Raw genomic sequence first — 26,470 nt, forward strand, 5'->3', positions numbered from 1 at the left:
ACATCGTATTTCATATATGATATTGCCTTATCGTGCCGAGCGTTCGTGGAGGGAGCGCCATGACTTCAGAGGTGCCCGAAGTCAGCGACGAGGATTTCCAGGAGATCCTGGCGCAGACCCGTCACTTCATCCGAACCGCCGTCGTACCGCGTGAGCAGGAGATCCTCGACGACGACCGGGTGCCCGACGATCTGCGCGACGAGGCCAAGAAGATGGGCCTGTTCGGCTATGCGATTCCGCAGGAATTCGGCGGCCTCGGCCTGAACCTGGTGCAGGACGTCGAGCTGGCCATGGAACTGGGCTACACCTCGTTGGCAGTACGGTCGATGTTCGGCACCAATAACGGCATCGCCGGCCAGGTCCTGGTCGGTTTCGGCACCGACGAACAAAAGGCTCGGTGGCTGGAGTCGATAGCGTCCGGCGACACTGTTGCCTCCTTTGCTCTCACCGAACCCGGCGCCGGATCCAATCCCGCCGGACTGAGAACCAAAGCCGTTCGCGACCAAGAGCACTGGGTGATCAACGGACAGAAGAGGTTCATCACCAACGCCCCCGTCGCCGATCTGTTCATCGTCTTCGCCCGGACCCGGCCCGCCGACGACCAAGGTCCGGGCATCGCCGTATTCCTGGTGCCCGCCGATGCGCCCGGCGTCGAGATAGGCATAAAGGATGCCAAGATGGGCCAGGAAGGCGCTTGGACGGCCGACGTCAACTTCACCGACGTCCGCCTCGACGGCAGCGCGCTGATCGGCGGGAGCGAAGACATCGGCTATCGCGCGGCCATGACTTCTCTGGCACGCGGGCGAGTCCACATCGCCGCGGTCGCCGTCGGCGCGGCGCAGCGCGCACTCGACGAATCCGTCGCCTACGCCGCAACCGCGACACAGGGCGGCACGCCGATCGGAAGCTTCCAGTTGGTTCAGGCAATGCTGGCCGATCAGCAGACCGGCGTGCTGGCCGGACGCGCTCTGGTCCGCGACACCGCACGACAGTGGGTGGACAACTCCGACCGGCGAATCGCGCCTTCGGCGGCCAAGCTGTTCTGCACCGAAATGGCCGGCAAGGTCGCCGATCTCGCGGTGCAAGTCCACGGCGGCAGTGGCTACATGCGCGGGGTTGCGGTCGAACGCATCTATCGCGACGTGCGCCTGCTGCGACTGTATGAGGGCACCAGCGAGATCCAGCAACTGATCATCGGGTCCAACCTGGTGAAGGCGGCGCAGCGCTGATCTTGCTGTTCCCACGGGGTGCGGCGAAAATCTACGCGCAAGCGCTGATGTTTTGATGCTGTGCTCGACGCATGCTGGCTAGCATGAGCGAGATCGATCCACGGGCTGATCTGCCTCCGTTGGACTGGAGCGATACGGGCATGAACGAGCCGCTGCCGACCGGTACTGTCACGTTGCTGTTGGCCGACGTCGAAGGATCGACGCAACTCTGGCAGTCCAGGCCTGACGAGATGACCGCCGCGATCGCCAACCTGGATCGGACACTGGCTCACCTGGTGAGCACGCACCATGGGGTCCGTCCGATTGAGCAGGGCGAAGGCGACAGCTTCGTCGTCGCGTTCGACCGGGCATCCCACGCGGTGGCCTGTGCGCTTGCGTTGCAGCGGGCACCTCTGGCGCCATTGCGTTTACGCATCGGCCTGCATACCGGTGAGGTGCAGTTGCGCGATGAGAACAACTACGTCGGGCCGGCCATCAATCGGACCGCGCGGCTTCGCGAGCTCGCCCACGGCGGCCAGACGGTGCTGTCAGGCACCACCAGCGATCTGATTGCCGATTCGCTCCCGGATGACGCGTGGCTGACCGACCTGGGCACCCACCCGCTGCGCGATCTGCCCCGTCCCGAACGGGTGATGCAGCTATGTCATCCCGACCTGTGCAATGAGTTCGGACCCCTGCGGTTACGCGAAGCCGTTGGGGCTCAACATCTTCCCACACAACTCACCAGCTTCGTGGGGCGCGATGAGGAGATGCTCGAGGTTGCCGACTTGCTGGCCGCAAACAGGTTGGTGACGTTGACCGGAGCCGGAGGCGTGGGCAAGACGCGTCTGGCGGTCGAGGTCGCGGCCGCCGTCGCGGAGAACTACGACGACGGAGCGTGGTCGATCGATCTGGCCCCGATCACGGACCCCGACCTGGTGCCCATCACCGCGGCACGAGCGCTCGGCCTACCCGACCAGCCTGGTCGATCTCCGGAGAACAGCCTGCGACATTTCGTCGGCGATCGGCACATGCTGGTGGTGCTGGACAATTGCGAGCACTTGCTCGACGCCACCGCAGCGCTGATCGCGACGCTCTTGGCTGCCTGTCCCCGGTTGACCGTGTTAGCGACCAGTCGCGAGCCCATCGGGCTGGCCGGCGAAGTGACATGGCGGGTGCCGTCGTTGTCACTGGCCGATGCCGCCGTTCGACTGTTCAGTGATCGTGCGGGCCAAGCGCGGCCCGGCTTCGTCATCAGTGAGGACAATTCAGTGGCGGTGGCCGAGATCTGCCGCCGTCTCGACGGCATGCCGCTGGCGATCGAGTTGGCCGCGGCGCGGGTACGCGCGTTGTCGCCGCAGGACATCCTGACCGGCCTACAAAACCGATTCCGGCTACTCACCGGTGGATCACGCACCGCAGTGCGCCGCCAGCAGACGTTGCAGGCGTCGGTGGACTGGTCGCACGCGTTGTTGACCGAGCCCGAGCGAATCCTGTTCCGCCGACTGGCGGTGTTTGCGGGAGGATTCGACCTGCCGGCCTGCCAAGACGTGGTCAGCGACGGCGACCTGGCCCGCCATCAGGTCCTGGACATCCTGGCCCTGCTCGTCGACAAGTCGCTGGTAGTCGCCGAAACCGCCGGAGGCCCAACGCGATACCGGTTGCTGGAGACGATGCGCCAATATGCGCAGGAAAAGCTCGGGGAATCCACTGAGGCGGTCGACGTTCGGCACCGGCATCGTGATCACTACACCGCGATGGCCGCGGCCCTGGATGCTCCGGCCAACACCAGTCTGGAGCTGCTGCTTGACCAGGCGGAGACCGAGATCGACAATCTGCGTGCCGCTTTCGCTTGGAGCCGGGAGAACTCCGACCCCGATAACGCATTGCGAATCGCCGCGTTTCTGCAGCCGTTCTGGCTGACGCGGGAACGCGTCAAGGAAGGATCGGACTGGCTCGAACTCGGTCTGGCAGACGCCGAAATCGACGGTGCCGTTGTCACGCCCGCAGCGATGGCGCGAGCGCTGGCCGACAAGGCAACCCTGGACAACATGCGCGACACGGAAAGCCTTGCTCGAGCGCAGCGTTCACTGGTCATGGCCCGCGAGCTCGACGATCCCGTACTACTGGCGCGGACGCTCACCGCTTGCGGCCGCGTTGCCGGCTTCGACGCAAGCCTGGCCCGGCTGTATCTGTCGGAAGCGGCCGACTTGGCCCGAGCCATAGGGGATCGGTTGCGGCTGAGCCAGATCCTCTACAGCCAGGCGTTCACGGCAACATTCGGCGCAGGTGATCTCGACACCGCACTCGCGGCCGCTACCGAGGGCCGCGAGCTCGCCGATGAGATCGGCGACCGGGGCTACTCGCGGGGATGCCGCTGGTGTGTGAATGGAGCGCAATTGGTACGCGGCGACGTCGCCGGAGCCGAGACGCACTCACGCGAGTTGATCATTGAATCGGACGCGGCGCATGCTCTGATCTGGCAGGTGAATGCCCGGGTAATTCTGTGCTTCGTGTTGGCGCACCGGGGACAGGCAGACTCGGGCCGCGCCGTCGCGCTCGAGGCGCTCGACGGCGCCGCCGAGATCGGCAGACACCAGGAAGGTGTCGTGTATGCGGCGCTGGCCGCTGCTGAGCTGGCCGGTGGCGATGTCGAGGCGGCCATCGCTGCCAGCGAGGCGAACCGGCAGCGGCTAGAGGGTTTGCCCGTGCTTGCTACCACTACTGCCAAGCCCGCGGCACAGGTGGCGCTCGCACGGGGCGATCTGACGTCAGCACGTCGCCTCGCCGATGAGGACGTTGCTGCCGGGGTGGGCTGGTTCATCGTGCAAGCTCTGACGACTCGGGTGCGAGTAGCTTTGGCGCAGAAGGAATTTAGCCAGGCTGAACGTGACGCGCACGACGCGTTGAATCGTGCCGCCGAGATGCAGGCGCACCTATTTGTCCCGGATCTTCTGGAATGTCTTGCGGGTTTGGCTGGCTACGCCGGCAGCCAGCTGGAAGCGGCCCGGCTCTTGGGTGCGGCAACAGCGATGCGGCAGCGCACCGGAATCGTGCGCTTCCGGGTTTACGACGCGGGCTACCAGGCATTAGTGGAAGCAGCCCGTAATACGCTCGGCGAGGCTGACTTCGACGAAGCGTGGAACGCCGGCCTGGCGCTGTCCACCGAGGAAGCGATCGGCTACGCACAGCGGGGCCGCGGCGAACGCAAGCGGCCGCCCAGCGGTTGGCATTCTTTGACCCCGACCGAGCTCGATGTCGTACATCTAGTCAGGGAGGGGCTGGGCAACAAAGACATCGGCGTCCGGCTGTTCATCTCGCCGCGCACCGTGCAGACGCATCTCACCCACGTCTACAACAAACTCGGGCTCACATCGCGCATGCAGCTGGCACAGGAAGCGGCCCGCTATAAGTAGCAGACACCAACGGCGTAATCAAAGTCTCAGCGGAATCCCTCCGGGTGCGTAGGCCAAGTTTCGCTGTGAGCGAAACCGTCTGTGTTGCTTGGCCTTCTGGGCCTTCGGTGGCCAGTTTTTGTCGGTGGGCTTTCGTAAAATTTCGGGTATGGGTTGCAGCACGCGCGAGGAGGTCACCGAAGCCCATGCCGCCCATCACGCCGCGGTGTCACGGTTGCTCGACCTCAACACCGAAGCACTAACCTCCCCGGAGTTGTTGCGCTGCTTGCAGAACCGCGAAATCCAGCGGCGCCGCCAGTGCGCCGCCGAGCACGCCCTGATCAACCAACTCCGCACGCAAGCCACCGAAAAAGAACTCGGCGGCCGACTCCACACCGTGCTGGCCGACCTGCTGCACATCACCCCCGCCGAAGCCCGCCGCCGCATCGCCGACGCCGAAGCCCTCGGACCGCGCCACACGCTCACCGGCCAACCGCTGCCCCCGAAAATGCCGGCCACCGCCGCCGCCCAGCGCGACGGCAGCCTCGGCGACGGGCACGTCCTGGTCATCCGCAAATTCCTCGACGCACTACCGTCCGCGGTGGATGCGGGCACCCGCGCGGCCGCCGAAGAACAACTCGCCGCCCTGGCCACCGAACGGCGCCCCGACGCCCTGCACGGCCTGGCCCAACAGCTGACGGACTGGCTCAACCCCGACGGCACCTACACCGACGACGACCGCGCCCGCAAACGCGGCCTCACCCTGGGCAAGCAGGAACCCGACGGCATGTCCCGCCTGCACGGCTACGTCGACCCCGAACTACGCGCCACCCTGGAAGCCATCGACGCCAAACTGGGCGCCCCCGGAAAATGCAACCGCGACGACCCAACCCCGGTCGTCGACGACGAGCCCTCCCCAGACGCCGCACGCCACGACATGCGCTCCAAAGCCCAGCGCTTCCACGACGGCCTGCTCACCGGGCTACGCGCGCTGCTGATGTCGGGGAAACTGGGCCAACACAACGGCCTACCCACCTCCATCATCATCACCACCACCCTCAACGAGCTCGAGGCCGCCGCCGGGCGCGGGCTCACCGGAGGCGGCACCATCCTGCCCATGTCCGACGTCATCCGCGAAGCCCGCCACGCCCGGCACTACCTGGCCATCTTCGACAACAACGGCAAAGCCCTCGCGCTCTATCACACCAACCGCCTCGCCAACCCCGCCCAACGACTGGTCCTCTACGCCAAACACCGCGGATGCACCTTCCCCGGCTGCCCGGTACGCGGCTACTACTGCGAAGTCCACCACGCGATCCCCTACGCCACCTCCGGAGTCACCGACGTCAACGGCCTGGGCTTCGGCTGCGGCGAACACCACCCCCTGGCCGAAGAAGGCTGGACCACCCGCACCAACGCCAAAGGCGACACCGAATGGATCCCACCCGGACACCTCGACTCAGGCATATTCAGGGGCCGACCCCGCACCAACCGATACCACCATCCCGAAAAACTCCTCTACGAACACGACCGGGACGACGATAAAGACGAACCCGATTGACTCGCGCCGAAGGCACTGCGCACCTTGCGCTCAACCGATCAGCGTCAGCGTGTCCAGATCCCGGATCGCCTGGCAGCCGCGCGTCAGCATGGTTAGCACCATGTCGTCGCCGCGGTCGGTGGAGGCGGCGAAGGCAAAGCCCAGCGCTGAGATCAACGGGACCTGCAGCACCCCGAGTCGGTAATCACGCCAACATGTTTCGAGTTCATAGTTGGTGACCCCGTGGCTTGATAGCGTTCGGTGATATTCATCGACGAGGCTTTGTTCGATGTCTGCGCGCAGTTGCGGATTCAGACTGGTCGCGGTGAAATACGCGAGATCCCTGGCCGGCAGACCCACGCCGAGGGTCTGCCAGTCCACCACGCTGATCCGCGTCCGACCTGGATCGAACAACATGTTGTCCAGCCGGTAGTCGCCGTGCAGTAGGGCAAACCGATCGTGCTCGGAAAGTAGCCACAGTGCCACTAGACCCATTGCCGTACTGAATGTTTCGCGATCTTCGGCGTTCATTCGATCGCCGAGTTTCGCCAGCGTGATGTCGGCGCTCATCTTCGCCACCTCGCCCATGCCGTTGGCGCCGGCTTCGTCCGGGCGGGCGAATGCGATACCGGGGAATTCCAACCAGACCGGATCGCACCAGGTCGGCGCATGCAGGCCGGCCAGAGCCGTGACCGCGAGTCGCGCTTCCTGTTCGCCGCAGCCGGCTAACTGGTCGCCCTGCACCGCGGGCGCCTGATCGGCCAGCAGCAGGGCGAAATCCATTGCATCGGCGCTGATCTCGCAGTAGAAACACTGAGGGGTCGGCACCCGCACCCGATCAGCGACGGATGTGTAGAACGCACACTCGCTGCGATAGCCGATGACAACCCGGTCGCGCACGGCATCGTCTTGGGCAGGCAGCTTGATCACGAACGTCTGCGGCAGACCACCCGGATCCGACGCGTAGGTGGCCGTCACCCGGTAGGTGGCCCCGGTCTGACCGGTGCCGATCGCCGCGACGTTGGCCTGTGACACCTCGACGGATCGGCCTTGTTGGCTGAGCACCATCGACAACCACTCGGGCGTCACATCGGTGGGATACCGCGGTATGGACAGCAAGGCGCTCATACCAGGGACTGTAAGTCATACCGCATCGGTTTCAGCAGCTGTCTCCTACTCGGTCAGAATCCGCCAGTCGGCGGCTTCGTGCTGCTGGCGCCAGAATTCGCTGAATCGTCCACCGGCAGCCAGTAATTCGTCGACGCCACCGTCCTCGACCACCTGGCCGCTCTCCAGAAACAGCACGCGGTCGGCACGACGGATGCTGGCCAACCGGTGGGCAACGATGACCCGGGTGTGCGAATGCGGGTCGGCGGTGAGCGCCTCGACCACCGCTACCTCGTTCTCGTTGTCCAGCGCGCTGGTGGCTTCGTCGACGAGCAGCACGGGTGCCCCCTTGAGCAGGGCGCGCGCGATGCTGACCCGTTGACGTTCGCCGCCGGACAACGCCGATCCCCCTTCACCGACGATCGTCTCCTGCCCGTCGGGCAGTCTGGCGGCGAGCTCGTCGACTCGCGCCAGGCGCGTCACCCGGGCCAACCGCTCGTCGTCCGCGTCCGGATTGCCGGCCAGCACGTTGTCGCGGATCGTCCCGTGGAAGAGGTAAGGATGCTGGAAGACCACGCTGCAGGCGTTACGACGGGCGTCAGCACGCAGAGTCGCGGCGTCGACGCCGTCGATCAGCACCCGACCACGGCCCGGCTGATGCAGTCCGGCAATGAGTGCCAGCACGGTGCTCTTGCCCGACCCCGAGGGCCCTACGATGGCCGTCGCGGTCGCCGGCTCCAGTGTGAAGCTGACACCGTCCAATACCGGGGGGCCGGAACCGTAACCGAAGGTGACGTTCTCGAACTCGATCCGGGGTGCCGCGGCGGCATCTCGCAGGGTGGCCGCACCCGCGCCCACAGCGGGCGCGGCGAGCACGGTACGAATGCGATCGAGCGTGGCGCGGATGGTCTCCAACGCGGGAGACAGCTCGCTGACGGTCGTGAACGGCTCCAGGTAACGCGCGATCACCACGATCAGCGCGGTCGCTTCGGGCACCGTCAGCGTGCCACCCACCGTCAGTGCGGTCGTGGTGCCGGCCAGCAGAATCAATGCCAGCTGGCTGGCGATGCTGAACAAGAGCTGGCCTGGGACTTGCCAGGCCAGTAGCCGCATCGCCGCGCCGTGTTGTGCCGTTAACGCGTTGCCTACCCGGCTGCGTGCCGGTTCGACGCGCCGCGCGGCGCGCAGCGCCTGCTGGGTGCGGGCGAACTCGATGATGCGCTCGGTCAGCACGCTGTTGGCATTACCTGCCGTGGCATCGGCCTTGCGCGATAGGCGCACCGACGCCCACAGCGCCCCCAGCAGCAACGGAACACCGGCCATGGCGGCCACGCCGAGTTGCCAGGAAACGGGCAGCAGGACCACTGCGATCACTGCCGGGAGCAGTACCGCACTGATCAGCGGAGTGAGCAGGTTGACCACCAGACCGACGAGTTCCGGCCCTGTTGCGGCGATGGCTTGCCGTGCCGTCGCGGTGTTCTCGGGGGTGAACCACTCCAGCCGGATATCGGGTATCCGGTCGGCGATGTCGTGCTGCGTGTGGTCGAGCACGGCGAATCCGAGGTCGAAACCGATGCGTGCAGTGCCGGTGTCGATCACCCAGCCGAGCACGGTGGCGGTGCTGAGCCAGCCCAGCCACACCAGCGCGCTACCTGGCGATGGGCCGAACAAGGCGCCGATCAGCGGCACCAGCAGCACCGCGCCCACCGCGCGCACCACCACCGAGACGAGGGCGAGAACCGCATATGTGAGCACTCTGCCGCGGCGGTCTGGCGGCACCAGGCCAAGCCAGGTGCGGATCATCGTGCCGTCCCCTGACCCACCGAGACGCGACCGGGCTGACCCGTTTCCCACAGGCGTCGGTAGCGGCCGTCGATGGCGAGCAGCTCGTCGTGGGTGCCACGTTCGGCGATGCGGCCGTGATCGAGCACGACGATCTGGTCCGCCCCGGTGATGGTGTGCAGCCGATGTGCGATCACCAAGACCGTGCGGTCTCGGGTCAAACGGTTAAGTGCTTGCTGGACCAGGTATTCCGACTCCGGGTCGGCGTATGCGGTGGCTTCGTCCAGGATGAGGACCGGTGTGTCGGCGAGGATCGCACGGGCTATGGTCAACCGTTGCCGCTCTCCGCCCGAGAGCGAGGCGCCGGCGCCCAACATGGTGTCGTAACCGCGCGGCAGGCGCAGGATGCGCTCGTGGATCTGCGCTTCGCGAGCCGCGGCCCGAATCTGCTCAGCGGTGGCGCCCGGAACCGCCAGCGCGATGTTCTCGGCGACGCTGCCCTGGACGAGCTGGGTCTCCTGCAGAACGAAACCGACACGGGTGTACAGCTCGTCGGCTGTCAGCGACCGAATGTCGCGTCCGCCAACCCGGATAGCACCCTGCTGAATATCGTGGAAGCGAGCCAACAATGCGGCGAGGGTGGACTTCCCGGAGCCCGAGGGGCCAACGAGCGCGGTGACGGTGCCGGGCCACAACTCCAGCGATACGTCGCGAATCACCGGGACATCGGAACGATAGCCGAAGCTCACGCGGTCGAACACCACCGCCGGCGACGCACCGGCCGGATCGGTGGTGTGGTCTTCGACCTCGAGTTCCGGCTCGGCAAGCGCGATTTGCAGGCGCCGCGCAGCCAGCGTTCCACCGCGAATACCGGCCATTCCGTAGCCGATGCCGAGCAACCGGGCACCGAATGTGGTGCCCAGCAACAGGAACGGCAGGAGATTGACCGGATCCATCCGATGAGTGACGACGAGCAGCGTTCCGGTGGCCGCGATGAGCCACAGGAACGTCGAGGGACGGGTGGTGAGATCCATTGCCGTCTTCTTGCCGGCCAGCGGACGCTGCCAGGCGATCAGGAACTCGATGTACTCGTCCAAGCGGCGGCGGAACGTCGACGCCGCGGCCCCGCCAAAGACGCGGATCACCGGTTGGCCCTCCAGATAGGCACCGGCTTCGGTGCTCATCTTTTCGGCCCACCGCTGCGATTGGGCGATCCGCGGGCCGGATTGAATCACCAGCGCGGAGGACATCAGGAGATAGACGACGACGGGCACGAACAACACGAGCGCGACCCGCCAGTCGACAATGAACAGATACACCAGCACCGCGACTGGCGCCACGACGGCGTTGACCGCGTCCGGTATGGCATGAGTGACCAGATAGTGCAGCGCCAGCGTGTCGTCCTGGACCAGCTGTTTGATCGCCCCCGAGCCGCGAGAAGTGAACCAGCCCAACGGCAGTCGCGACATTTTGCCCAACAATCTGGACCGCAGCCCGCGGGCGAACCGAGCGTCGATGACGTGCAGCCACATGGACAGCACGGCGCCGAGCAGGGTGCCCAATCCCAGCAGCGAGACGGCTGCTATGCCCAGGCTCCACAACCCCGATTCGTCGGCACCTGCCACTAACAGCCGGGCCAGTTCCACCAGCAGCACGAACGGGGCCAACTGTGCCAGCGTGATCAGCGCCTGCAGCACACCGGAAACGACGAGCGCCCCGCGCAGCGGCGCCAGCAGCCGGCCCGCCGCTTGCGCACGCCACCTGCCCGGTGCCGCAGGTCTGACGAGACCGGAATCAGCGGAATCGTCCTTTGCTGCAGCGTTTTCCGGCTGCTCAGCGACGGCACCGGCCGGTTCTGGCTCGTCCCCACGACGGGTGCCCATTTCCTTGCCCGCGCTCCAGTAGGCCTGCGCGTGCACCTCGGACTTGGGAAATCCGAAGGCATCGCGCAGTCGCTTCCGGACGTTCTTGAGCGCATTGGCCTCCGCGGTGGCCCACGCGTACCAGTTCGACCAATCGCGGCTTTCGATGGCCTCGGACAGCGACCTCTCGTCACGTCGGCGCACCCAGTGCACCCGCAGCCGGGGGTGCCGGGCAATGGGGATCAGCGGGTCGTTGGCGTCGTGCTGCTCGAGGTACATCTCGATCGGGATGTCCTCGGGGACGGTGCCGATGATGCCATTCATCCCCGGGATCGACGCGGAGTCACCGACCAGCAGATAGCCCGCCGGCTGTTCAGCGGGCGGGTCGAAGCGCGAGGAGCCCATCAGCGACGTGACCGAGATCGTCGCGCCCGGCTGGACGTTGCGCGCCCATGTCGAGGCGGGACCGGCGGGCTCGTGCAAGACCACATCGACCGCGAATCGACCGGTGGCCGCATCGGCTTCCGAGAGCGTATAGCCGCGCTGGAACTCGGTTTTCGACCCCTTCGGATCGGGGAACCAGAACCGCAGCCACGCCGCCGGCTCCGCTTCGGCGTCCTCGAACAGCGTCGGCGACTCCATCCGGATGCGCATGAAATGCGGAGCGACCATTACCGTTTCGAGCACCGTCGCCATGTGGTCACGAGCGCCGAAGCCCTTGAGCATGGCGCCCGAAAAACCGCGTGCCATCAACGATCCTCTCCCGCGGCGGCGCGCGCCGTCACCACCCTGAAACTGAGGCGGACCGCTCGGCCAAACAAGCTACCCCACAAACTAAGGCTAACCTTACCTCAGCACAAGACCGCGGTTGCGAAGCCGGCTACAGCCCTTTGGGTGCCTCACGCACGGCCTGCACCGCCGACTCGTCGCCGTGAAAGTCCACCCGAGCGGCCCGTCCGACCGCAAAAAGCAGCAGTTCCTCGGGCTCGCCGGTGACCGTGACGGCCGGTCCGTGTCCGACGGTGAGCAGCGTCTTGCCCCCGGTGGTGCGCAGCGCCACTCGCCCGGGAACCTTGGCCAACGTCAGTCGGCCCATCAGCGGCACCGTGCGGGCAAGCCGGCTTCTCAGGGCGGGTTCGATCTCGCGAGGCTCCCAGCCGGCGCCCGCGCGGCGCACATCCTCGTGGTGGATGAACATCTCCGCGACATTGATCACCGGGTCAAGCAGCTTGAACGGCGAGTACGTCGGCGGACCGGAGGCAACCTTGTCCACCAGTTCGTCCCAACCGCTGCGCTCGGCGACGTCGTTCTGCACCTTTTCGGTGTGGCCGGAGAAGAAGGGAATGATGATGCCGGGGGCCGCGTCCAGGCGGTACTCCCTGACCACCAGGTGCGCGGTCAGGTCGCGGGTGCGCCACCCTTCGCACAGGGTGGGCGCCTCCGGTCCGGCGGCGCGGATGGTCTCCACCAGCGCCGCCCGCTCGCGTTGTGCAATCGACACGTACTCTCCCCTCGCTTCACGGGACGCATGGCGCAACACCCGCCCTCTGGATCGTATCGATTCGCCCGACGGGATGTTTCGAAAGTTTGTGCGATGGCAATTCGGGGTGCGGAGGTGACAGGAGATGAGTAATAGCGAGGCACCGCAGCCGAACCCGGAGAAGGACCCCGCCGACTGGGTGACCGGAGACGAACCGATGACCGGTCCGCAGCGAAGTTACGTGCGCACGTTAGCCCAAGAAGCCGGTACGAACGTGCCGGACGATCTGACCAAGGCACAGGCGTCCGAGGTGATCGAGGAGTTGCAGCAGCGGACAGGCCGCGGCACCGGCTAGGTTGCGCTCGAAGGCAGGGGTGCGGGCGGAGGGACTCGAACCCACACGCTCTAAGAGCACCGGCACCTAAAGCCGGCATGTCTGCCAATTTCATCACGCCCGCTGCGTTGCTCGATCGTACCGTTGCGCCGCACGACCAGACCTGCGGCGGTGTGTGCGGCGAGGTGGGGGCAGGACAGGGGACGCGGCTGCACACGTTGGTGTGGCCCGACCGATAAGCGCCCGCTCGGAGCCCTCGCAACACGGCCACGCGGTACCGTCGTGGGGTGTCCACCCCGGTCCGCACGAGACGTCGCAGGCCCGCAGCCATCGCATTGGTGATTTTCGCGGCCTGTGGCTGTCTGGCGCTCGGCTGGTGGCAGTGGACTCGATTCCAGTCGGTGTCGGGCTCTTACCAAAACCTCGGCTACGCCCTGCAGTGGCCGATGTTCGCCGCGTTCTGCATCTACGCGTACCGCAAATTCGTCCGCTATGAAGAAGAGCCGCCCGCACCGCGCGACACCGTTACCGAGATCCCCCCCGGCCTGCTGCCGGAACGGCCTAAGCCGCCGCCGCCTCCCGAGGACCCCGCCCTGCGCGAGTACAACGCCTATCTGGCCGAGCTCGCCGAAGACGATGCCGCAAGGCAGAGAAGGACCACTGCATGAGCACGCCTGAGACACCCGAACGCAGCGCTTCGGTGTTCCCCGTCGAGAAGATCCGCACCGCGCTGCTGGCGTACCGGATCATGGCGTGGACGACCGGTATCTGGTTGCTGGTGTTGTGCGGCGAAGTCGTCTCGCACCTCGTTTACCACCACGAGATCCGGTGGATCGAGGTCGTGCACGGCTGGGTGTACTTCGTCTATGTGCTCGCCGCGTTCAATCTCGCGATCAAAGTCCGGTGGCCGATCGGCAAGACCATCGGGGTGCTACTCGCCGGCACCATCCCCCTGCTGGGTCTCATCGTCGAGCACCGCCAGACCAGAGAGGTGAAGGCGAACTTCCCGGTCTGACGCTTACAACGCCCGCAGCGCCGGCAGCAACAGTGCCAGCGCGCGACCGCGGTGCGATACGGCGTCTTTCTCGGCCGGGCTGAGTTGCGCGGCGGTTCTGCCATCGGCGCCGGCGGGAAGGAACACCGGGTCGTAGCCGAATCCGCCGTCCCCCCGCGACTCGTGGGCGATGGTGCCGGGCCACTCGCCGCGCACGACCACCTCGTGCGCGTCGGATACCAGCGCGCACGCGGAGACGAACGCCGCGCCACGCCGCTGGTCGGGCACGTCGCGTAACTGCGCCAACAGCAGTGCGGTGTTGGCGGCGTCGTCGCCATGCCGGCCCGACCAGCGCGCGGACAGTACGCCGGGCATACCGTTCAACGCCGCCACTTCCAGCCCCGAATCGTCGGCGACGCTGGGCAGCCCGGTGGCGGCGAACGCGTCACGCGCCTTGGCCAGCGCGTTGTCCTCGAAAGTGGCCCCGGTTTCGGGGGCCTCGTCGAACGGCGCCACGTCCGCAAGCGACACCAACGTCACCCCGGACAGGCCGGCGCCGTCCAACACCCGTTGCAGTTCGGCCAGCTTCTTGCGGTTGCGGCTGGCCACCAGCAGGCGTGATGTTCGCGAGGGCGGCGAAGCCGGGCGATGGGGGCGCCACCCGCCTGCGGGGGACGGGTCATCACCTTCCGGCCCGCTCAGCTTCCGAACGCCTTCGGTAGCGCTGGGCCGTCGGGAAGCACGCCCGGGTAGGGCAGGGCCAGCGCTTCCCGCTGGGCGGCGAACAGCTTGTCGCAGGCACCCAGTGCCATGTCGAGCAGCTTGTCCAGGGTGGATCGCGGAAAGGTCGCGCCCTCACCGGTGCCCTGCACCTCGACCAGGGTGCCGGTGTCGGTGGCGACGACGTTCATGTCGACCTCGGCGCGCGAGTCCTCCTCATAGGGCAGGTCGACGCGCACCCGGCCGTCGACCACGCCGACGCTGACCGCCGCGATAGCGCAGGACAGTGGTCTGGGGTCGGAGAGCTTGCCGGCCGCCGACAGGTAGGTGACGGCGTCGGCCAGCGCCACGTATGCGCCGGTGATCGCCGCCGTCCGGGTACCGCCGTCGGCCTGCAGCACATCACAGTCGACGGCGATGGTGTTCTCGCCCAGCGCGGCGAGGTCGATGCACGCCCGCAGGGATCGGCCGACGAGTCGGCTGATCTCCTGAGTACGGCCGCCGACGCGGCCTTTGACCGATTCCCGGTCGGAACGGGTGTGGGTGGCCGAGGGCAACATCGCATACTCGGCGGTGAGCCATCCCAACCCGGTTCCCTTGCGCCACCGGGGTACTCCTTCGGTGACGCTGGCCGTGCACATGACCTTCGTGCCGCCGAATTCAATGAGCACCGAACCCGCCGGATGGTCGGTGAATCCCCGGGTGATGGTTACCGGGCGAAGCTCGTCGTCGAGGCGACCGTCTTCTCGTTTGGACACCAGTCAACCCTAGCGGCCCATCGGGCGCTATCGGGCTCGACCGACCTCAATGGTCTCGCCGGGCACCACGGCATGCACGGGTCCGTCGAATTCGGCTTTGGCCTCGCTGATGACGTCCTCGCGCGACGTCCACGGCGGAATATGGGTCAGCAGCAACTCGCGCACCCCGGCGCGCGCGGCCGTCCGCCCCGCCTCGGTGCCGGACAGATGCAGAGCGGGGGGATGCTTCGGCGAGTGCGTCCACGAAGCCTCGCACAGGAAGACATCGGCGCCGCGGGCCAGCTCGACGAGCTGATCACATTCGCCGGTGTCGCCGCTGTACACCAGCGAAACCCCGCTCGGGTCGGTGAACCGCAACCCGAACGACTCGGTCGGGTGCGCCACAACGCGTGGCAGCACGCTCAGCGCGCCGATGGTCACGGCCTCGCCGTCGACCCAGTGGCGCACGTCGAAGATGTCCGAGCAATCGTCGATCTCACCACCGTATGGCGAGGATGCCGCCCCGAGCCGCGACCATGTGTCGCTCGGGCCGTACAGCAGCGCCTTGCCGGTCGGCTTGGCCGTCGGATGATAGCGGCGCCACACGAACAGGCCCGGCACATCCAGGCAGTGGTCAGCGTGCAGATGCGACAGCAACACATGAACCGATCCGGGATCGGCATGCCTTTGCAGCGCGCCCAGCACACCCCCGCCGAAGTCAACGACAAGCGGCGGAGTGTCCGGTGCCCGGAGTAGATAACCCGACGCGGGCGAATCCGGACCCACGACGCTGCCAGAGCATCCGAGCACGGTTAATCGCACGGACACCACTGTGCCATGCCCGTTAACACGATGGGGAAAACATCGCCGCATTGGGCCATCAGAATCGTCGGCATATCACGAGACGTGAGCCCGGGGCGCGGGCCCGACGCCGACCACGGCGGGCCCGAGGAATCGGGACGCGAGCTTGGTGAAGGCTTCGGGGTCTCCGGTGGCCTCGAAGACCCGGGAAGCCGGCGGGGCGTCGTGCGGTCGCAGCAGGTCGCGTTCGGTGAGCACGCGGACCACTTGCTTGGCGGTTTCCTCGGCGCTGGAGACCAGCGTGACGTTCTCCCCCATCACGAGTTGAATCAGTCCCGACAGCAACGGATAGTGCGTGCAGCCCAACACCAGCGTGTCGACTTCCGCGCGCTGCAGCGGCTCCAGATACCCCTCGGCCAAACCCAGCACCTGGCGTCCACTCGTCACGCCGCGCTCGACGAAGTCGACGAACCGGGGACAGGCCACCGCGGTGATCTCGGTGTCGCGGGCTGCCGCGAACGCGTCCTGGTACGCGTGCGAGGTGATGGTGGCCCGCGTGCCGATGACCCCGATGCGGCCGTTGCGGGTGGCGGCCACCGCACGCCGCACGGAAGGCAGGATCACTTCGACGACGGGTACGTCATAGCGTTCGCGCGCGTCCCGCAGGCAGGCGGCCGACGCGGAGTTGCAGGCGATCACCAGGGCCTTGACGCCGCGGCTGACCAGGTCGTCGCCGATGGCCAGCGCATGCGCGCGGATCTCGGAGATGGCCAGCGGCCCGTATGGGCCGTTGCCGGTGTCGCCCACGTAGACGATGTCCTCGTCGGGTAGTTGGTCGATGATCGCCCGCGCGACGGTGAGCCCTCCGACGCCGGAGTCGAAGACTCCGACGGGGGCCAGCGGCGAACTCATGTCTTGAGGTGCGGCGCGCGGAGAGCCTTCTTCCGCTCGCGGGCCCTGCGTTCGGGCGCGGACAACAGATACGCCGCCACCACCCCGGCAATCGCGCCGCACAAGTGGCCCTGCCATGACACGCCGCCGCAGACACCGAGCACAGGTAGGGCGCCGAGCAGCACGCCGCCGTAGGCGAACAGTACGACCAGGCCGATGATGATGTCCCAGATCTGGCGGACGAAGATCCCGAACACCAGCAGGAAGGCCAGCCAGCCGAAGATCAGGCCGGAGGCGCCGATGTGGTCGGTGGGGCCGCAGCTGCTACCGACGTTGCCGATCAGCCAGGTGCCGAAGCCGCCCAGGATCCAGATGATCGCGGTGGCCCAGACGAATCGGGACAACCCGGCCAGCGTCATCAGGAAGCCCAGCACCAGCATCGGCACTGTGTTGGCGATCAGATGCTGCCAGTTGGCGTGCAGCAGCGGCGCTAACGCGATGCCCCACAAGCCGTCGGTGGTCAGCGGCCTGATGCCGTTACGGTCCAGCCGGCCACCGCTGAGCTGGTCGATCAGCTCGACGACATACAGCAGGGCGACGAAGGTGATGACCGTCGTCGCACCGATCACCCATCCCGGCTTCTTGTTCGACTGTGTCGCCGGCGCGCGCTTGGTCATATGCGCCCGCTCCTTCTCGTGCGTTCCTGCCCGAGCGTCCAGGTTACCGGGCTAGGCGCCGGTAGGTGGATTCTGACACCACCCCGGCTACCCGCCCGCCACCGCGGGCAGGATGGTGACCGAGTCGCCGTCGGCGACAGCGGTGTCCAAACCTCCGGAGAACCGCACATCCTCGTCGTTCACATAAATGTTCACGAACCGGTGCAGTCGGCCGTTATCGATGAGGCGGTCGGAGATGCCCGCGTAGTTGGCCTCCAGGTCTTTGATGACCGCTCCCAGCGTGTCCCCGCTGGCACAGACGCGCTTCTCGCCACCGGTGTGCGGTCGCAGGATAGTCGGGATGGACACGGTGACGGTCATGCTGGCCTTTCCGTTGCTCGGCTCAGTACTGCTCGACGATGTCAACAGATTCCTCGCTCGCGACGCCGTTGACAATGCGGTAGCTGCGCATCTCGTGCCGGTGCGGGTCGCGGGTGGACACCAACACGTAGTGGGCGTCCGGCTCGGCCGCCAGCTCGATGTCCGTGCGACTCGGATACGCCTCGGTGTCCGGGTGTGAGTGGTAGATGACGACGGGAACCTCGTCCGCCGCTTCCAAAGCCCGCCACACCCGGAGCTGCTCGCCGGAGTCGAATCGGTAGAACGTCGGCGAGCGTTCGGCATTGACCATCGGGATGTGCCGCTCCGGCCGGTCGGAGCCGTCCGGGCCGGCCAGGAGACCGCAGGCTTCGTCCGGGTGATCGCGGCGGGCGTGGGCGACCATCGCCTCGACCAGGTCGGCGCGGATCACCAGCACGGACACATTTTCATCGCCCGAACGCCGCCGGCAGGACGTCGCGGTAAGCGGGTATCGAGGCCACCGACTCCGCGGCGATCACACCGTCCAGCACGGCGCGGGCCAGGCAGTCGGCCGCGGCGGCGCCCACCGCAGCGACCAGGGCCGTCTCCGGGGACAGCGCCGCCGGGGTGTCGGCCGAAGGTGGCACCTCGACGGCGCCGGTGGCCAAGCCGAATACCGTGTCGCCGTCCAGCGGGGTATGCGCGGGCCGCAGTGCGCGGGCGAGACCGTCGTGCGCGGCGATCGCGAAGCGACGGCACGCCGCCGGGCTCAACGCCGCGTCCGTCGCCACCACGGCGATCGTGGTATTGAGCTGGCTCAGCGGGGACGGCAATTGCGCGAGGGCGTCGATCTGTTCGGGCGGTGGCGGTTGCAGGGTGAACTCGCGGCTCAACTGGGCCATCCACGGCAATCCCGTGCCAGGGTCGACGGCTTCGCCGGCGGCATTCACCACCGCCAGCGCGCCGACTGTCACACCGGAGGGCAAGGTGACCGACGCCGTCCCCACGCCCCCTTTCAGCCCTCCCACCCGGGCCCCGACACCGGCACCCACCGTCCCGACGGCCACCGCCGCCCCGTCACCGGAGCCGTCGGCCGCCACACACGCCGCATAGCCGAATTCGGCCGTCGGCCGGCAATCCCAGCCCCCCACGGGGAGATCGAAGATCACCGCGCCCGGCACAATCGGTACCACGCCGCCACCCATCACCACACCCCGCTGCCGCTCCTCCAGCCAGCGCATGACGCCGTCGGCGGCGGCAAGGCCGAAAGCACTGCCGCCGGCCAACAACACGGCGTCGACGTAGCGCACGCTGTTGACCGGGTCGAGCAGATCGGTCTCCCGGGTGCCCGGCGCGCCGCCACGACAATCGACGGCACCGACCGTCCCCGGCGGCGGCAGCAACACGGTGACCCCGCAGGCCCACCCGGCGCCCAACGACGCGTCGGGATCCAGCCGATGATGGTGGCCGACGCGGATCCCGCCGACGTCGGTAATGGCGTTCATCCCGCCGGCTTCCCTTTTTCGTCGGGGGTCATCGTGGCCCCATCAGCACCAGCACCAGATACTCCTGCAGCACCGTCAGCCACTGATAGACGTCGAAGTGCGCGGCCAGCGGATGGTCGGCGGGCAGCCGTTCGGGGCCCTGCGGGCCGATCTCGAGCATGACGCCCAACGTAAGGCGGAGATCGTTGACGGCCGACACCCAGGCATTGGCGGCCTCCTCGGTCAGCTCGAACCGGCCGCCGTTGGTCGGCAGTGTGTCCAGCAACTGTTGCGCCGCACGACGTTTGGCGTCGATGATGTCCGGCTCGTGCAGACTTCGCAGTGCGGAGTTGAGGGCTTCGGACGCATCGAGGGTCAACGGATCACCATCGTCGCGGCGGTAGAAATCCGGCAACAGACGCCCGAGCGTCGCGTCAGCCGGCCGCTGCGAGTGGCCGGTCTTGATGCCGGTTATCTCTTCGAGTTCGTCCGACGGCGACGTGGACTGGCGCTCGTCCAGCAAGCCGGCCATGGCGCTCACCAGGTTCTTGAGCAGGGCCGACTCATGCGGGGCCAGCGATGACCGAAAACGGGGACCGTTGCGGGTCTCGACGCGCTTCCATTTGCGCACTATCGGGAACTCAGCGGTCCTGCTGCATGGTCGCCCACAATCCGGCGGCATGAAGCTTGGACACGTCGACTTCCATGGATTCCCGGCTGCCCGACGAGACCACGGCCTTTCCTTCGTTGTGCACCTGCAGCATCAACTTGGTGGCGTGCGGCTCGCTGTAACCGAACAGCTTCTGGAACACGTATGTCACGTACGTCATCAAGTTGACCGGGTCGTCCCAGACGATGGTCACCCACGGACTCGTCGTAGCTTCGACCGGAGCGGATTCGCGTTGCCCGGTGCCGCCGGGTTTGGCCGGCGCTATCGCTACAACCATGGCGCCAAGGATACCGAGCCGGCGCCGTATTGCAGCCGGCCGATACCTTTGCGATGTGAACGACTCGGTATTGGCTGGGCTGCTGACCGACAAATACGAGTTGACCATGCTGTCCGCCGCCCTGCGTGACGGCACCGCCCATCGGCGCACCAGCTGGGAAGTGTTCGCCCGCCGGTTGCCCGTGGGCCGCCGCTACGGCGTGGTCGCGGGGACCGGCCGGCTGCTGGAAACGTTGCCGCAGTTCAGATTCGACGACGATGCCTGCGAAATGCTGGCGGGATTCCTCGACGCCGACACCGTCGGCTATCTGCGGGAGTTCCGCTTCCGCGGTGACATCGACGGCTACGCCGAGGGCGAGCTGTACTTTCCGCTTTCGCCGGTGTTGTCGGTGCACGGCAGCTTCGCCGAGTGCGTGCTGATCGAGACGCTGGTGCTGTCGATCTTCAACCACGACACCGCGATCGCGTCCGCCGCCGCACGCATGATCAGCGCCGCCGGCGATCGCCCGGTGATCGATATGGGTTCGCGGCGCACCCATGAACAAGCCGCCGTCGCGGCCGCGCGAGCCGCCTACATCGCAGGTTTCGCCGGCACATCCAACCTCGAGGCGCAGCGCCGGTACGGCGTGCCGACGGTGGGAACCGCCGCGCACGCGTTCACCATGGTGCACACCACCGATGACGGGCCCGACGAGTTGGCGGCGTTCCGCGCCCAGGTCCAGGCGCTGGGTACGGACACCACGCTGCTGGTGGACACCTACGACGTGACCACCGGAGTCCGCAACGCGGTGGCCGCCGCCGGTCCGGGGCTGGGCGCCGTCCGGATCGATTCCGGCGACCTCGCGGTACTGGCCCATCAGGTGCGCGGCCAACTCGACGAGCTGGGCGCGGCGAAAACGCGCATCATGTTGTCCGGCGACCTGGACGAGTTCTCCATCGCCGCCTTGCTCGCTGCACCGGTGGACAGTTACGGGGTCGGTACCTCGTTGGTCACCGGCTCGGGTGCGCCGACGGCGAACATGGTCTACAAGCTGGTGGAGGTGGACGGCATCCCGGTGGAAAAGCGAAGCAGCTTGAAGCAGTCACACGGCAGTCGAAAAGCGGCGCTGCGGATGTCTCGGCCGACAGGCACCGCCACCGAGGAGATCGTGCATCCCTTCGGGCATCCACCGTCGATCGGCGATCCGCATCGGGTGCTGACGATGCCACTGATGCGCGCCGGTGAGATCGTCGTCGAGAACGACCTGCCCGCGGCGCGGGCATTGGTCGCTTCCGGGCTGCGCAGCCTGCCGTGGGAGGGGCTCAGACTGTCGCCGGGCGAGCCGGCGATTCCGACGCAGACCGTTCCGGCCTGACGAGCATCCGCCCGTGACTGAGTCCGTCCCGGCGCTACTCGCCATCGCGGTGGCGGCGCTCGGTGGCAGCGAGCGCCGCGGCCAACTGGAGATGGCCAACGCGGTCGCACATGCCTTCGACACCGGCGAGCACCTGGTCGTGCAGGCGGGGACCGGCACCGGGAAATCGCTGGCGTACCTGATTCCCTCGATTGTCCGGGCGGTCAGTGACGACGGACCGGTCGTGGTCTCGACCGCCACCATCGCGTTGCAGCGCCAACTCGTCGACCGCGATCTGCCGCGGCTGGCCGACTCGCTGGTCGGCGCGCTACCCCGCCGGCCGAATTTCGCGCTGCTCAAAGGTCGTCGAAATTATCTGTGCCTGAACAAGATTCACAACGGCGGCGGAGCCGATGATTCCGATGACCGACCGCAGGAGGAGCTGTTCAACCCGATGGCGGTCACCGCGCTGGGCCGCGATGTGCAACGCCTCACCGAGTGGTCGGCGCAGACCGATACCGGCGACCGTGACGACCTCAAGCCCGGCGTGCCCGACCGGTCCTGGTCCCAGGTCAGCGTTTCCGCGCGCGAATGCATCGGGGTGGCGCGTTGCTCGTTCGGCTCGGAGTGTTTCTCCGAACGGGCCCGCGCGCGTGCCGGCACCGCCGATGTCGTGGTCACCAATCACGCCCTGCTGGCGATCGACGCCGTGTCCGACTCCGCGGTGCTGCCCGAGCACAGCTTGCTGGTGGTCGACGAAGCGCACGAACTGACCGACCGGGTGACGTCGGTGGCCACCGCGGAACTGACGTCGGCGAGTCTCGGGGTCGCCGCACGGCGGATCGCCCGACTGGTGAGCCCCGAACTGGTCGATCGGCTGGAAGCGGCCTCGGCCACCTTCTCCTCGGCTATCCATGACGCCCAGCCCGGCCGTATCGACCACCTCGATGACGACCTGGCGACATACCTCACCGCGTTGCGCGACGCCGCCAATGCGGCCCGGTCGGCGATCGAGGGCACCAGCGACGCGCGGGCCGCGGCGACGCGAGCGGAAGCGGCCGCGGCATTGATCGAAATTTCCGACACGGCGGCGCGGGTGCTGGATTCGTTCGGGCCTGCCCTTACTGATCGCACCGACATCGTCTGGCTGGACCACGAGGAAAATCGCGGTTCACCGCGCGCCGTGCTGCGCGTGGCGCCGCTGTCGGTGGCCGGGCTTCTGGCCGCCAAGGTGTTCTCCCGCGCCACGACGGTGCTGACGTCGGCGACGTTGACCATCGGCGGGACCTTCGATGCGATGGCCGAGGCGTGGGGCCTGACCGGCTCCGAAACCCCCTGGCGAGGAGTCGATGTGGGGTCGCCGTTCAGCCACGCCAAGTCTGGAATCCTCTACGTTGCAGCCCATTTGCCGCCACCCGGTCGAGACGGCACCGGTTCGGCGGAGCAACTCGCCGAGATCGCCGAACTGATCACCGCCGCCGGCGGGCGCACGCTGGGCCTCTTCTCGTCGATGCGCGCGGCCCGGGCAGCCGCCGAGGCCATGCGCGAGCGCCTGTCCACCCCGGTGTTGTGTCAAGGCGACGACAGCACCTCGGCGCTGGTCGAGCAGTTCGCCGACGATCCCGAGACCTCGTTGTTCGGGACGCTGTCGCTGTGGCAGGGCGTCGACGTGCCGGGGCCCTCTCTGTCGTTGGTGATCATTGACCGCATCCCGTTCCCCCGCCCCGATGATCCGCTGCTGAGCGCGCGACAGCGGGCGGTGGCCGCCCGCGGCGGCAACGGGTTCATGTCCGTCGCGGCCGGCCACGCGGCGCTGTTGCTGGCACAGGGGTCGGGTCGGCTGCTGCGTCGCGTCACCGACCGCGGCGTGGTGGCGGTGCTGGACTCGCGGATGGTGACGGCACGGTACGGCGACTACCTGCGCGCCTCGCTGCCGCCGTTCTGGCAGACCACCGACACCGAGCAGGTCCGCGCCGCACTGGCGCGATTGCGCGACTCCCCTCCTCTGCGCGAGCAGTCGTGAAATCGCACGATTCTCCTTGAAATCGTGCGATTTCACGACTGCTCGCGCAGGAAAGACTCAGGCCAGCGTGACGAGGCCGAGTTCGTTGCTGTCAGCCAGCATCGGATGGCGCGGCAGCACCCGCACCGTGTATCCCAGCGCCCCGGCCAGCGGCAGCGGCGTCGTCGTCGAGAAGACCTGGCTGCCTCCCTCAGCGCTGCCGGTATAGGTCATCTCGACGGTCTGCGGGTCCAGCAGCTCGTCGCCGCTGTCCACTCTGCCCAGCACCGCCTGCACCGTCACCTCCTCGGGGGCCAGCCCGGCCAGCTGCACGGTCGCGGTCAAGGTCAGCTTCGACCCGAGTAACGGCGTGTCCGGCAGCCCGGTGCTGTCGACGTCGGTCACGACGATCCTGGGCCAGGCTAGTTCGGCGCGCCGCCGGTACGCGGCCAGTTCGCGAGCCGGTTCGAACGCGCCGCCGGCCACGGTGCTGCGCAGTGACTGCGCCGCCGGGGTGTAGTACCGCTCGACGTAGTTGGTGACCATCCGGGAGGCCAGCACTTTGGGCCCGAGCGTCTGCAGGGTGTGCCGCACCATCTCAATCCACCGCGAGGGCACCCCGTGCTCATCGCGTTCGTAGAAATTGGGCGCCACGGCCTGCTCCAGCAGGTTGTAGAGTGCGTTGGCCTCCAGATCGTCGCGCCGCACCTCGTCGGCGACGCCGTCGGCAGACGGTATTTCCCAGCCGTTTGCACCGTCGTACCACTCATCCCACCAACCGTCGCGAATCGAGAGGTTCAGCCCACCGTTGAGCGCGCTCTTCATCCCCGAGGTGCCGCAGGCCTCCAGCGGGCGCAGGGGATTGTTCAGCCACACGTCGCAACCCCAATAGAGCAGCCGCGCCATCGACATGTCGTAGTTGGGCAGGAAGGCGATCCGGTGCCGCACCTCCGGCCGGTCGGCGAACCGCACCACCTGCTGGATCAGCGCCTTGCCGCCGTCGTCGGCGGGGTGTGACTTACCGGCGACGATCAACTGAATCGGCCGTTCCTGGTCGAGCAGCAGGCGTTCCAGCCGCTCGGGATCGCGCAGCATCAGGGTCAGCCGCTTGTAGGTCGGAACCCGCCGGGCGAATCCGATGGTAAGCACATTCGGGTCGAAAGCCTTTGCTATCCAACCTAATTCGGCTTCGGATGCGCCGCGCTCGAGCCAGGATTGACGCAGCCTGGCCCGTACGTCCTCGACCAGCAGCGCGCGCAGCTGGGAGCGGATCCCCCACAGGTGGCCGGCGTCGACCTGTTGCAGCCGCAGCCACACGGCAGGTTCGCTGAACGAGTCGGATCCGGCCAGCTCGCGGCCCAGTTGCAGCCACTGGGGAGCCGCCCAGGTGCGCGCGTGCACGCCGTTGGTGATCGACCCGATGGGTACCTCACCGGGGTCGAACCCGGGCCAGAGCTCGTTGAACATCACCCGGCTCACCTGGCCGTGCAGCAACGAGACACCGTTGGCCCGCTGCGCCAACCGCAGCCCCATATGGGCCATGTTGAACTTGGCCGGGTCGTCTTCGGCGCCCAGGGCGAGGATCCGCTGAGTGGGCACACCCGGCAACAGGGTGGTCACGCTGTTGCCGGCATCGTCGAAATAGCGCTGCACCATCTCCACCGGGAACCGGTCGATGCCGGCGGGTACCGGGGTGTGGGTGGTGAAGACGGTGCTGGACCGCACCACCGTCAACGCGGTGTCAAAGTCCAGTCCTGGGCCCGAATCCGTCCCGGTGACCAACTCACGGATGCGTTCGGCGCCCAGGAACCCGGCGTGACCCTCGTTCATGTGGAACACCTCGGGCGCGGGCAGTCCCTCGACGGCGGTGAAGGCGCGTATCGCCCGGACGCCGCCGATGCCGGCCAGGATCTCCTGTTTGATGCGATGTTCCTGGTCGCCGCCATACAGGCGATCGGTGACGCTGCGCAGCTCGTGCTCGTTCTCCGGCACGTCGGAATCGAGCAACAGCAGCGGCACCCGACCGACCTGGGCCACCCACACCCGCGCCCGCAGCCGCGCAGCGTCCGGCATCGCCAACTCGACCAGCACCGGAGCACCGGCACCGTCGGTGAGCAAACGCAATGGCAGTCCCTGCGGATCCAGCGACGGATAGGTTTCCTGCTGCCAGCCGTCGGCGGTCAATGACTGCCGGAAGTAGCCCGAGCGGTAGTACAGGCCCACGGCTATCAGCGGCAGCCCCAGATCAGACGCCGCCTTCAAATGATCACCGGCCAGGATCCCGAGGCCACCGGAGTAGTTGGGCAACACCTCGGCGACGCCGAATTCCATCGAGAAGTAGGCGATTCCGGCCGGCATCTTTACGCCGGCGGCTTCCTGCTGCTGATACCACAGCGGACGGCTGAGGTAATCGTTCAAATCGGCCGCGAGCTCGTCCAGCCGGAGCAGGAATTCCTCATCTGCCGCCAGTTGGTCCAGCCGTGCGGGCTTGACCGCACCAAGCAGCGCGACCGGATCCTTTCCGCACTTGGACCACAACTGCGGGTCGATGGTCGCAAACAGGTCCTGAGTGGGCTTCTCCCACGACCAGCGCAGGTTGGTGGAGAGCTGGTCCAGCGCGGCCAGACGGTCGGGGAGGTGGGCACGGACGGTAAAGCGGCGGAGGGCTTTCACGCATCACAACCTTAGTGCGGTTTTCGCTGCGTGCAGCGATCCACAGCGACCACTTATGGAGTGTGCTTCAGCACCCGTCGGTGTAGCCGGACACTAGGGTGGGTATGGGGCGCAAAGAGGCGACAGACATCGAGCTGACGAATGACACCCCGACGCCGACCGGT

General features: G+C 67.2%; 23 protein-coding genes and 1 tRNA gene. 8 read left to right on the forward strand and 16 right to left on the reverse strand.

Annotated elements, in window-relative coordinates; genetic code table 11:
* Positions 1-59 precede the first annotated feature (59 nt).
* The 3 genes from AC5Y7D_RS03210 to AC5Y7D_RS03220 all read left to right on the forward strand — a co-directional run bounded on the left by AC5Y7D_RS03210 (position 60) and on the right by AC5Y7D_RS03220 (position 6,164).
* Positions 60-1,229: an acyl-CoA dehydrogenase family protein gene (locus AC5Y7D_RS03210; protein WP_499921470.1), complete on the forward strand. Its 1,170-nt coding sequence runs from the start codon at positions 60-62 to the stop codon at positions 1,227-1,229.
* 83 nt (positions 1,230-1,312) lie between these two features.
* The gene (locus tag AC5Y7D_RS03215) at positions 1,313-4,624 is read left to right on the forward strand and encodes a helix-turn-helix transcriptional regulator (protein ID WP_499921472.1); all 3,312 of its coding nucleotides are present in this window, start codon (positions 1,313-1,315) and stop codon (positions 4,622-4,624) included.
* Between the two features lie 148 nt (positions 4,625-4,772).
* A complete protein-coding gene (locus AC5Y7D_RS03220) occupies positions 4,773-6,164 on the forward strand; it encodes an HNH endonuclease signature motif containing protein (protein ID WP_499921474.1) in 1,392 nt (463 codons plus the stop codon).
* Positions 6,165-6,194: 30 nt separating this feature from the next.
* On the opposite strand, the gene AC5Y7D_RS03225 is transcribed toward AC5Y7D_RS03220, so the two are convergent.
* The 4 genes from AC5Y7D_RS03225 to AC5Y7D_RS03240 all read right to left on the reverse strand — a co-directional run bounded on the left by AC5Y7D_RS03225 (position 6,195) and on the right by AC5Y7D_RS03240 (position 12,395).
* Positions 6,195-7,271 carry a phosphotransferase family protein gene (locus AC5Y7D_RS03225; protein ID WP_499921476.1) on the reverse strand — a complete coding sequence of 359 codons (1,077 nt, stop codon included), beginning with the start codon at positions 7,269-7,271 and terminating at the stop codon, positions 6,195-6,197.
* Positions 7,272-7,316: 45 nt separating this feature from the next.
* Entirely contained in the window at positions 7,317-9,053 is a 1,737-nt protein-coding gene (locus AC5Y7D_RS03230) for an ABC transporter ATP-binding protein (protein WP_499921481.1), read from the reverse strand.
* Positions 9,050-11,644 carry an ABC transporter ATP-binding protein/permease gene (locus tag AC5Y7D_RS03235; RefSeq protein WP_499921484.1) on the reverse strand — a complete coding sequence of 865 codons (2,595 nt, stop codon included), beginning with the start codon at positions 11,642-11,644 and terminating at the stop codon, positions 9,050-9,052. Before AC5Y7D_RS03235 ends, AC5Y7D_RS03230 begins: the two co-directional genes overlap by 4 nt.
* A gap of 130 nt (positions 11,645-11,774) precedes the next feature.
* Entirely contained in the window at positions 11,775-12,395 is a 621-nt protein-coding gene (locus AC5Y7D_RS03240; RefSeq protein ID WP_499921486.1) for a TIGR03085 family metal-binding protein, read from the reverse strand.
* Positions 12,396-12,519: 124 nt separating this feature from the next.
* Here AC5Y7D_RS03240 and AC5Y7D_RS03245 point away from each other — a divergent pair, with 124 nt between their 5' ends.
* A complete protein-coding gene (locus AC5Y7D_RS03245; RefSeq protein ID WP_499921488.1) occupies positions 12,520-12,729 on the forward strand; it encodes a DUF3072 domain-containing protein in 210 nt (69 codons plus the stop codon).
* Positions 12,730-12,749: 20 nt separating this feature from the next.
* Here AC5Y7D_RS03245 and AC5Y7D_RS03250 read toward each other — a convergent pair.
* Positions 12,750-12,832 (reverse strand) — tRNA-Leu (locus AC5Y7D_RS03250).
* A gap of 163 nt (positions 12,833-12,995) precedes the next feature.
* Between AC5Y7D_RS03250 and AC5Y7D_RS03255 the strand changes: the two genes are divergently transcribed.
* Positions 12,996-13,376: a hypothetical protein gene (locus AC5Y7D_RS03255; RefSeq protein ID WP_499921490.1), complete on the forward strand. Its 381-nt coding sequence runs from the start codon at positions 12,996-12,998 to the stop codon at positions 13,374-13,376.
* On the forward strand, positions 13,373-13,723 hold the full coding sequence (locus AC5Y7D_RS03260; RefSeq protein ID WP_499921492.1) for a DUF3817 domain-containing protein: 351 nt from the start codon (positions 13,373-13,375) through the stop codon (positions 13,721-13,723). Before AC5Y7D_RS03255 ends, AC5Y7D_RS03260 begins: the two co-directional genes overlap by 4 nt.
* A gap of 3 nt (positions 13,724-13,726) precedes the next feature.
* Here AC5Y7D_RS03260 and rdgB read toward each other — a convergent pair whose 3' ends face one another.
* From rdgB to clpS, 10 genes are all read right to left on the reverse strand, one after another.
* Positions 13,727-14,317 carry an RdgB/HAM1 family non-canonical purine NTP pyrophosphatase gene (gene rdgB / locus AC5Y7D_RS03265; RefSeq protein WP_499921714.1) on the reverse strand — a complete coding sequence of 197 codons (591 nt, stop codon included), beginning with the start codon at positions 14,315-14,317 and terminating at the stop codon, positions 13,727-13,729.
* An 83-nt stretch (positions 14,318-14,400) separates the two neighbouring features.
* Positions 14,401-15,180 (reverse strand): ribonuclease PH, encoded by a 780-nt coding sequence (gene rph / locus AC5Y7D_RS03270; RefSeq protein WP_499921494.1) that lies wholly within the window; start codon positions 15,178-15,180, stop codon positions 14,401-14,403.
* 27 nt (positions 15,181-15,207) lie between these two features.
* The gene (locus tag AC5Y7D_RS03275) at positions 15,208-15,987 is read right to left on the reverse strand and encodes a cyclic nucleotide-degrading phosphodiesterase (protein ID WP_499921497.1); all 780 of its coding nucleotides are present in this window, start codon (positions 15,985-15,987) and stop codon (positions 15,208-15,210) included.
* A gap of 69 nt (positions 15,988-16,056) precedes the next feature.
* Complete coding sequence (gene murI / locus AC5Y7D_RS03280) at positions 16,057-16,872, reverse strand: glutamate racemase (RefSeq protein WP_499921499.1); 816 nt, start codon at positions 16,870-16,872, stop codon at positions 16,057-16,059.
* The gene (locus AC5Y7D_RS03285; protein WP_499921501.1) at positions 16,869-17,528 is read right to left on the reverse strand and encodes a rhomboid family intramembrane serine protease; all 660 of its coding nucleotides are present in this window, start codon (positions 17,526-17,528) and stop codon (positions 16,869-16,871) included. The genes murI and AC5Y7D_RS03285 overlap by 4 nt, the downstream gene beginning before the upstream one ends.
* An 87-nt stretch (positions 17,529-17,615) precedes the next feature.
* A complete protein-coding gene (locus AC5Y7D_RS03290) occupies positions 17,616-17,888 on the reverse strand; it encodes a MoaD/ThiS family protein (RefSeq protein ID WP_499921503.1) in 273 nt (90 codons plus the stop codon).
* A 22-nt stretch (positions 17,889-17,910) separates the two neighbouring features.
* On the reverse strand, positions 17,911-18,324 hold the full coding sequence (locus AC5Y7D_RS03295) for a M67 family metallopeptidase (protein WP_499921506.1): 414 nt from the start codon (positions 18,322-18,324) through the stop codon (positions 17,911-17,913).
* Positions 18,325-18,334: 10 nt separating this feature from the next.
* Complete coding sequence (locus AC5Y7D_RS03300) at positions 18,335-19,372, reverse strand: P1 family peptidase (protein ID WP_499921508.1); 1,038 nt, start codon at positions 19,370-19,372, stop codon at positions 18,335-18,337.
* Between the two features lie 28 nt (positions 19,373-19,400).
* Positions 19,401-19,982, reverse strand: a complete 582-nt coding sequence (gene aosR, locus AC5Y7D_RS03305; protein WP_499921511.1) for an oxidative stress transcriptional regulator AosR — start codon at positions 19,980-19,982, stop codon at positions 19,401-19,403.
* Between the two features lie 10 nt (positions 19,983-19,992).
* Positions 19,993-20,298, reverse strand: a complete 306-nt coding sequence (gene clpS / locus AC5Y7D_RS03310; protein WP_065136106.1) for an ATP-dependent Clp protease adapter ClpS — start codon at positions 20,296-20,298, stop codon at positions 19,993-19,995.
* Between the two features lie 55 nt (positions 20,299-20,353).
* On the opposite strand from clpS, the gene AC5Y7D_RS03315 reads away from it, so the two are divergent.
* The gene (locus tag AC5Y7D_RS03315; protein ID WP_499921514.1) at positions 20,354-21,652 is read left to right on the forward strand and encodes a nicotinate phosphoribosyltransferase; all 1,299 of its coding nucleotides are present in this window, start codon (positions 20,354-20,356) and stop codon (positions 21,650-21,652) included.
* Positions 21,653-21,665: 13 nt separating this feature from the next.
* Complete coding sequence (locus tag AC5Y7D_RS03320; RefSeq protein ID WP_499921516.1) at positions 21,666-23,654, forward strand: ATP-dependent DNA helicase; 1,989 nt, start codon at positions 21,666-21,668, stop codon at positions 23,652-23,654.
* 57 nt (positions 23,655-23,711) lie between these two features.
* Here AC5Y7D_RS03320 and glgP read toward each other — a convergent pair whose 3' ends face one another.
* On the reverse strand, positions 23,712-26,306 hold the full coding sequence (gene glgP, locus AC5Y7D_RS03325; RefSeq protein ID WP_499921518.1) for an alpha-glucan family phosphorylase: 2,595 nt from the start codon (positions 26,304-26,306) through the stop codon (positions 23,712-23,714).
* Positions 26,307-26,470: the final 164 nt, after the last annotated feature.

Source organism: Mycobacterium sp. NGS49 (genome assembly GCF_059812565.1).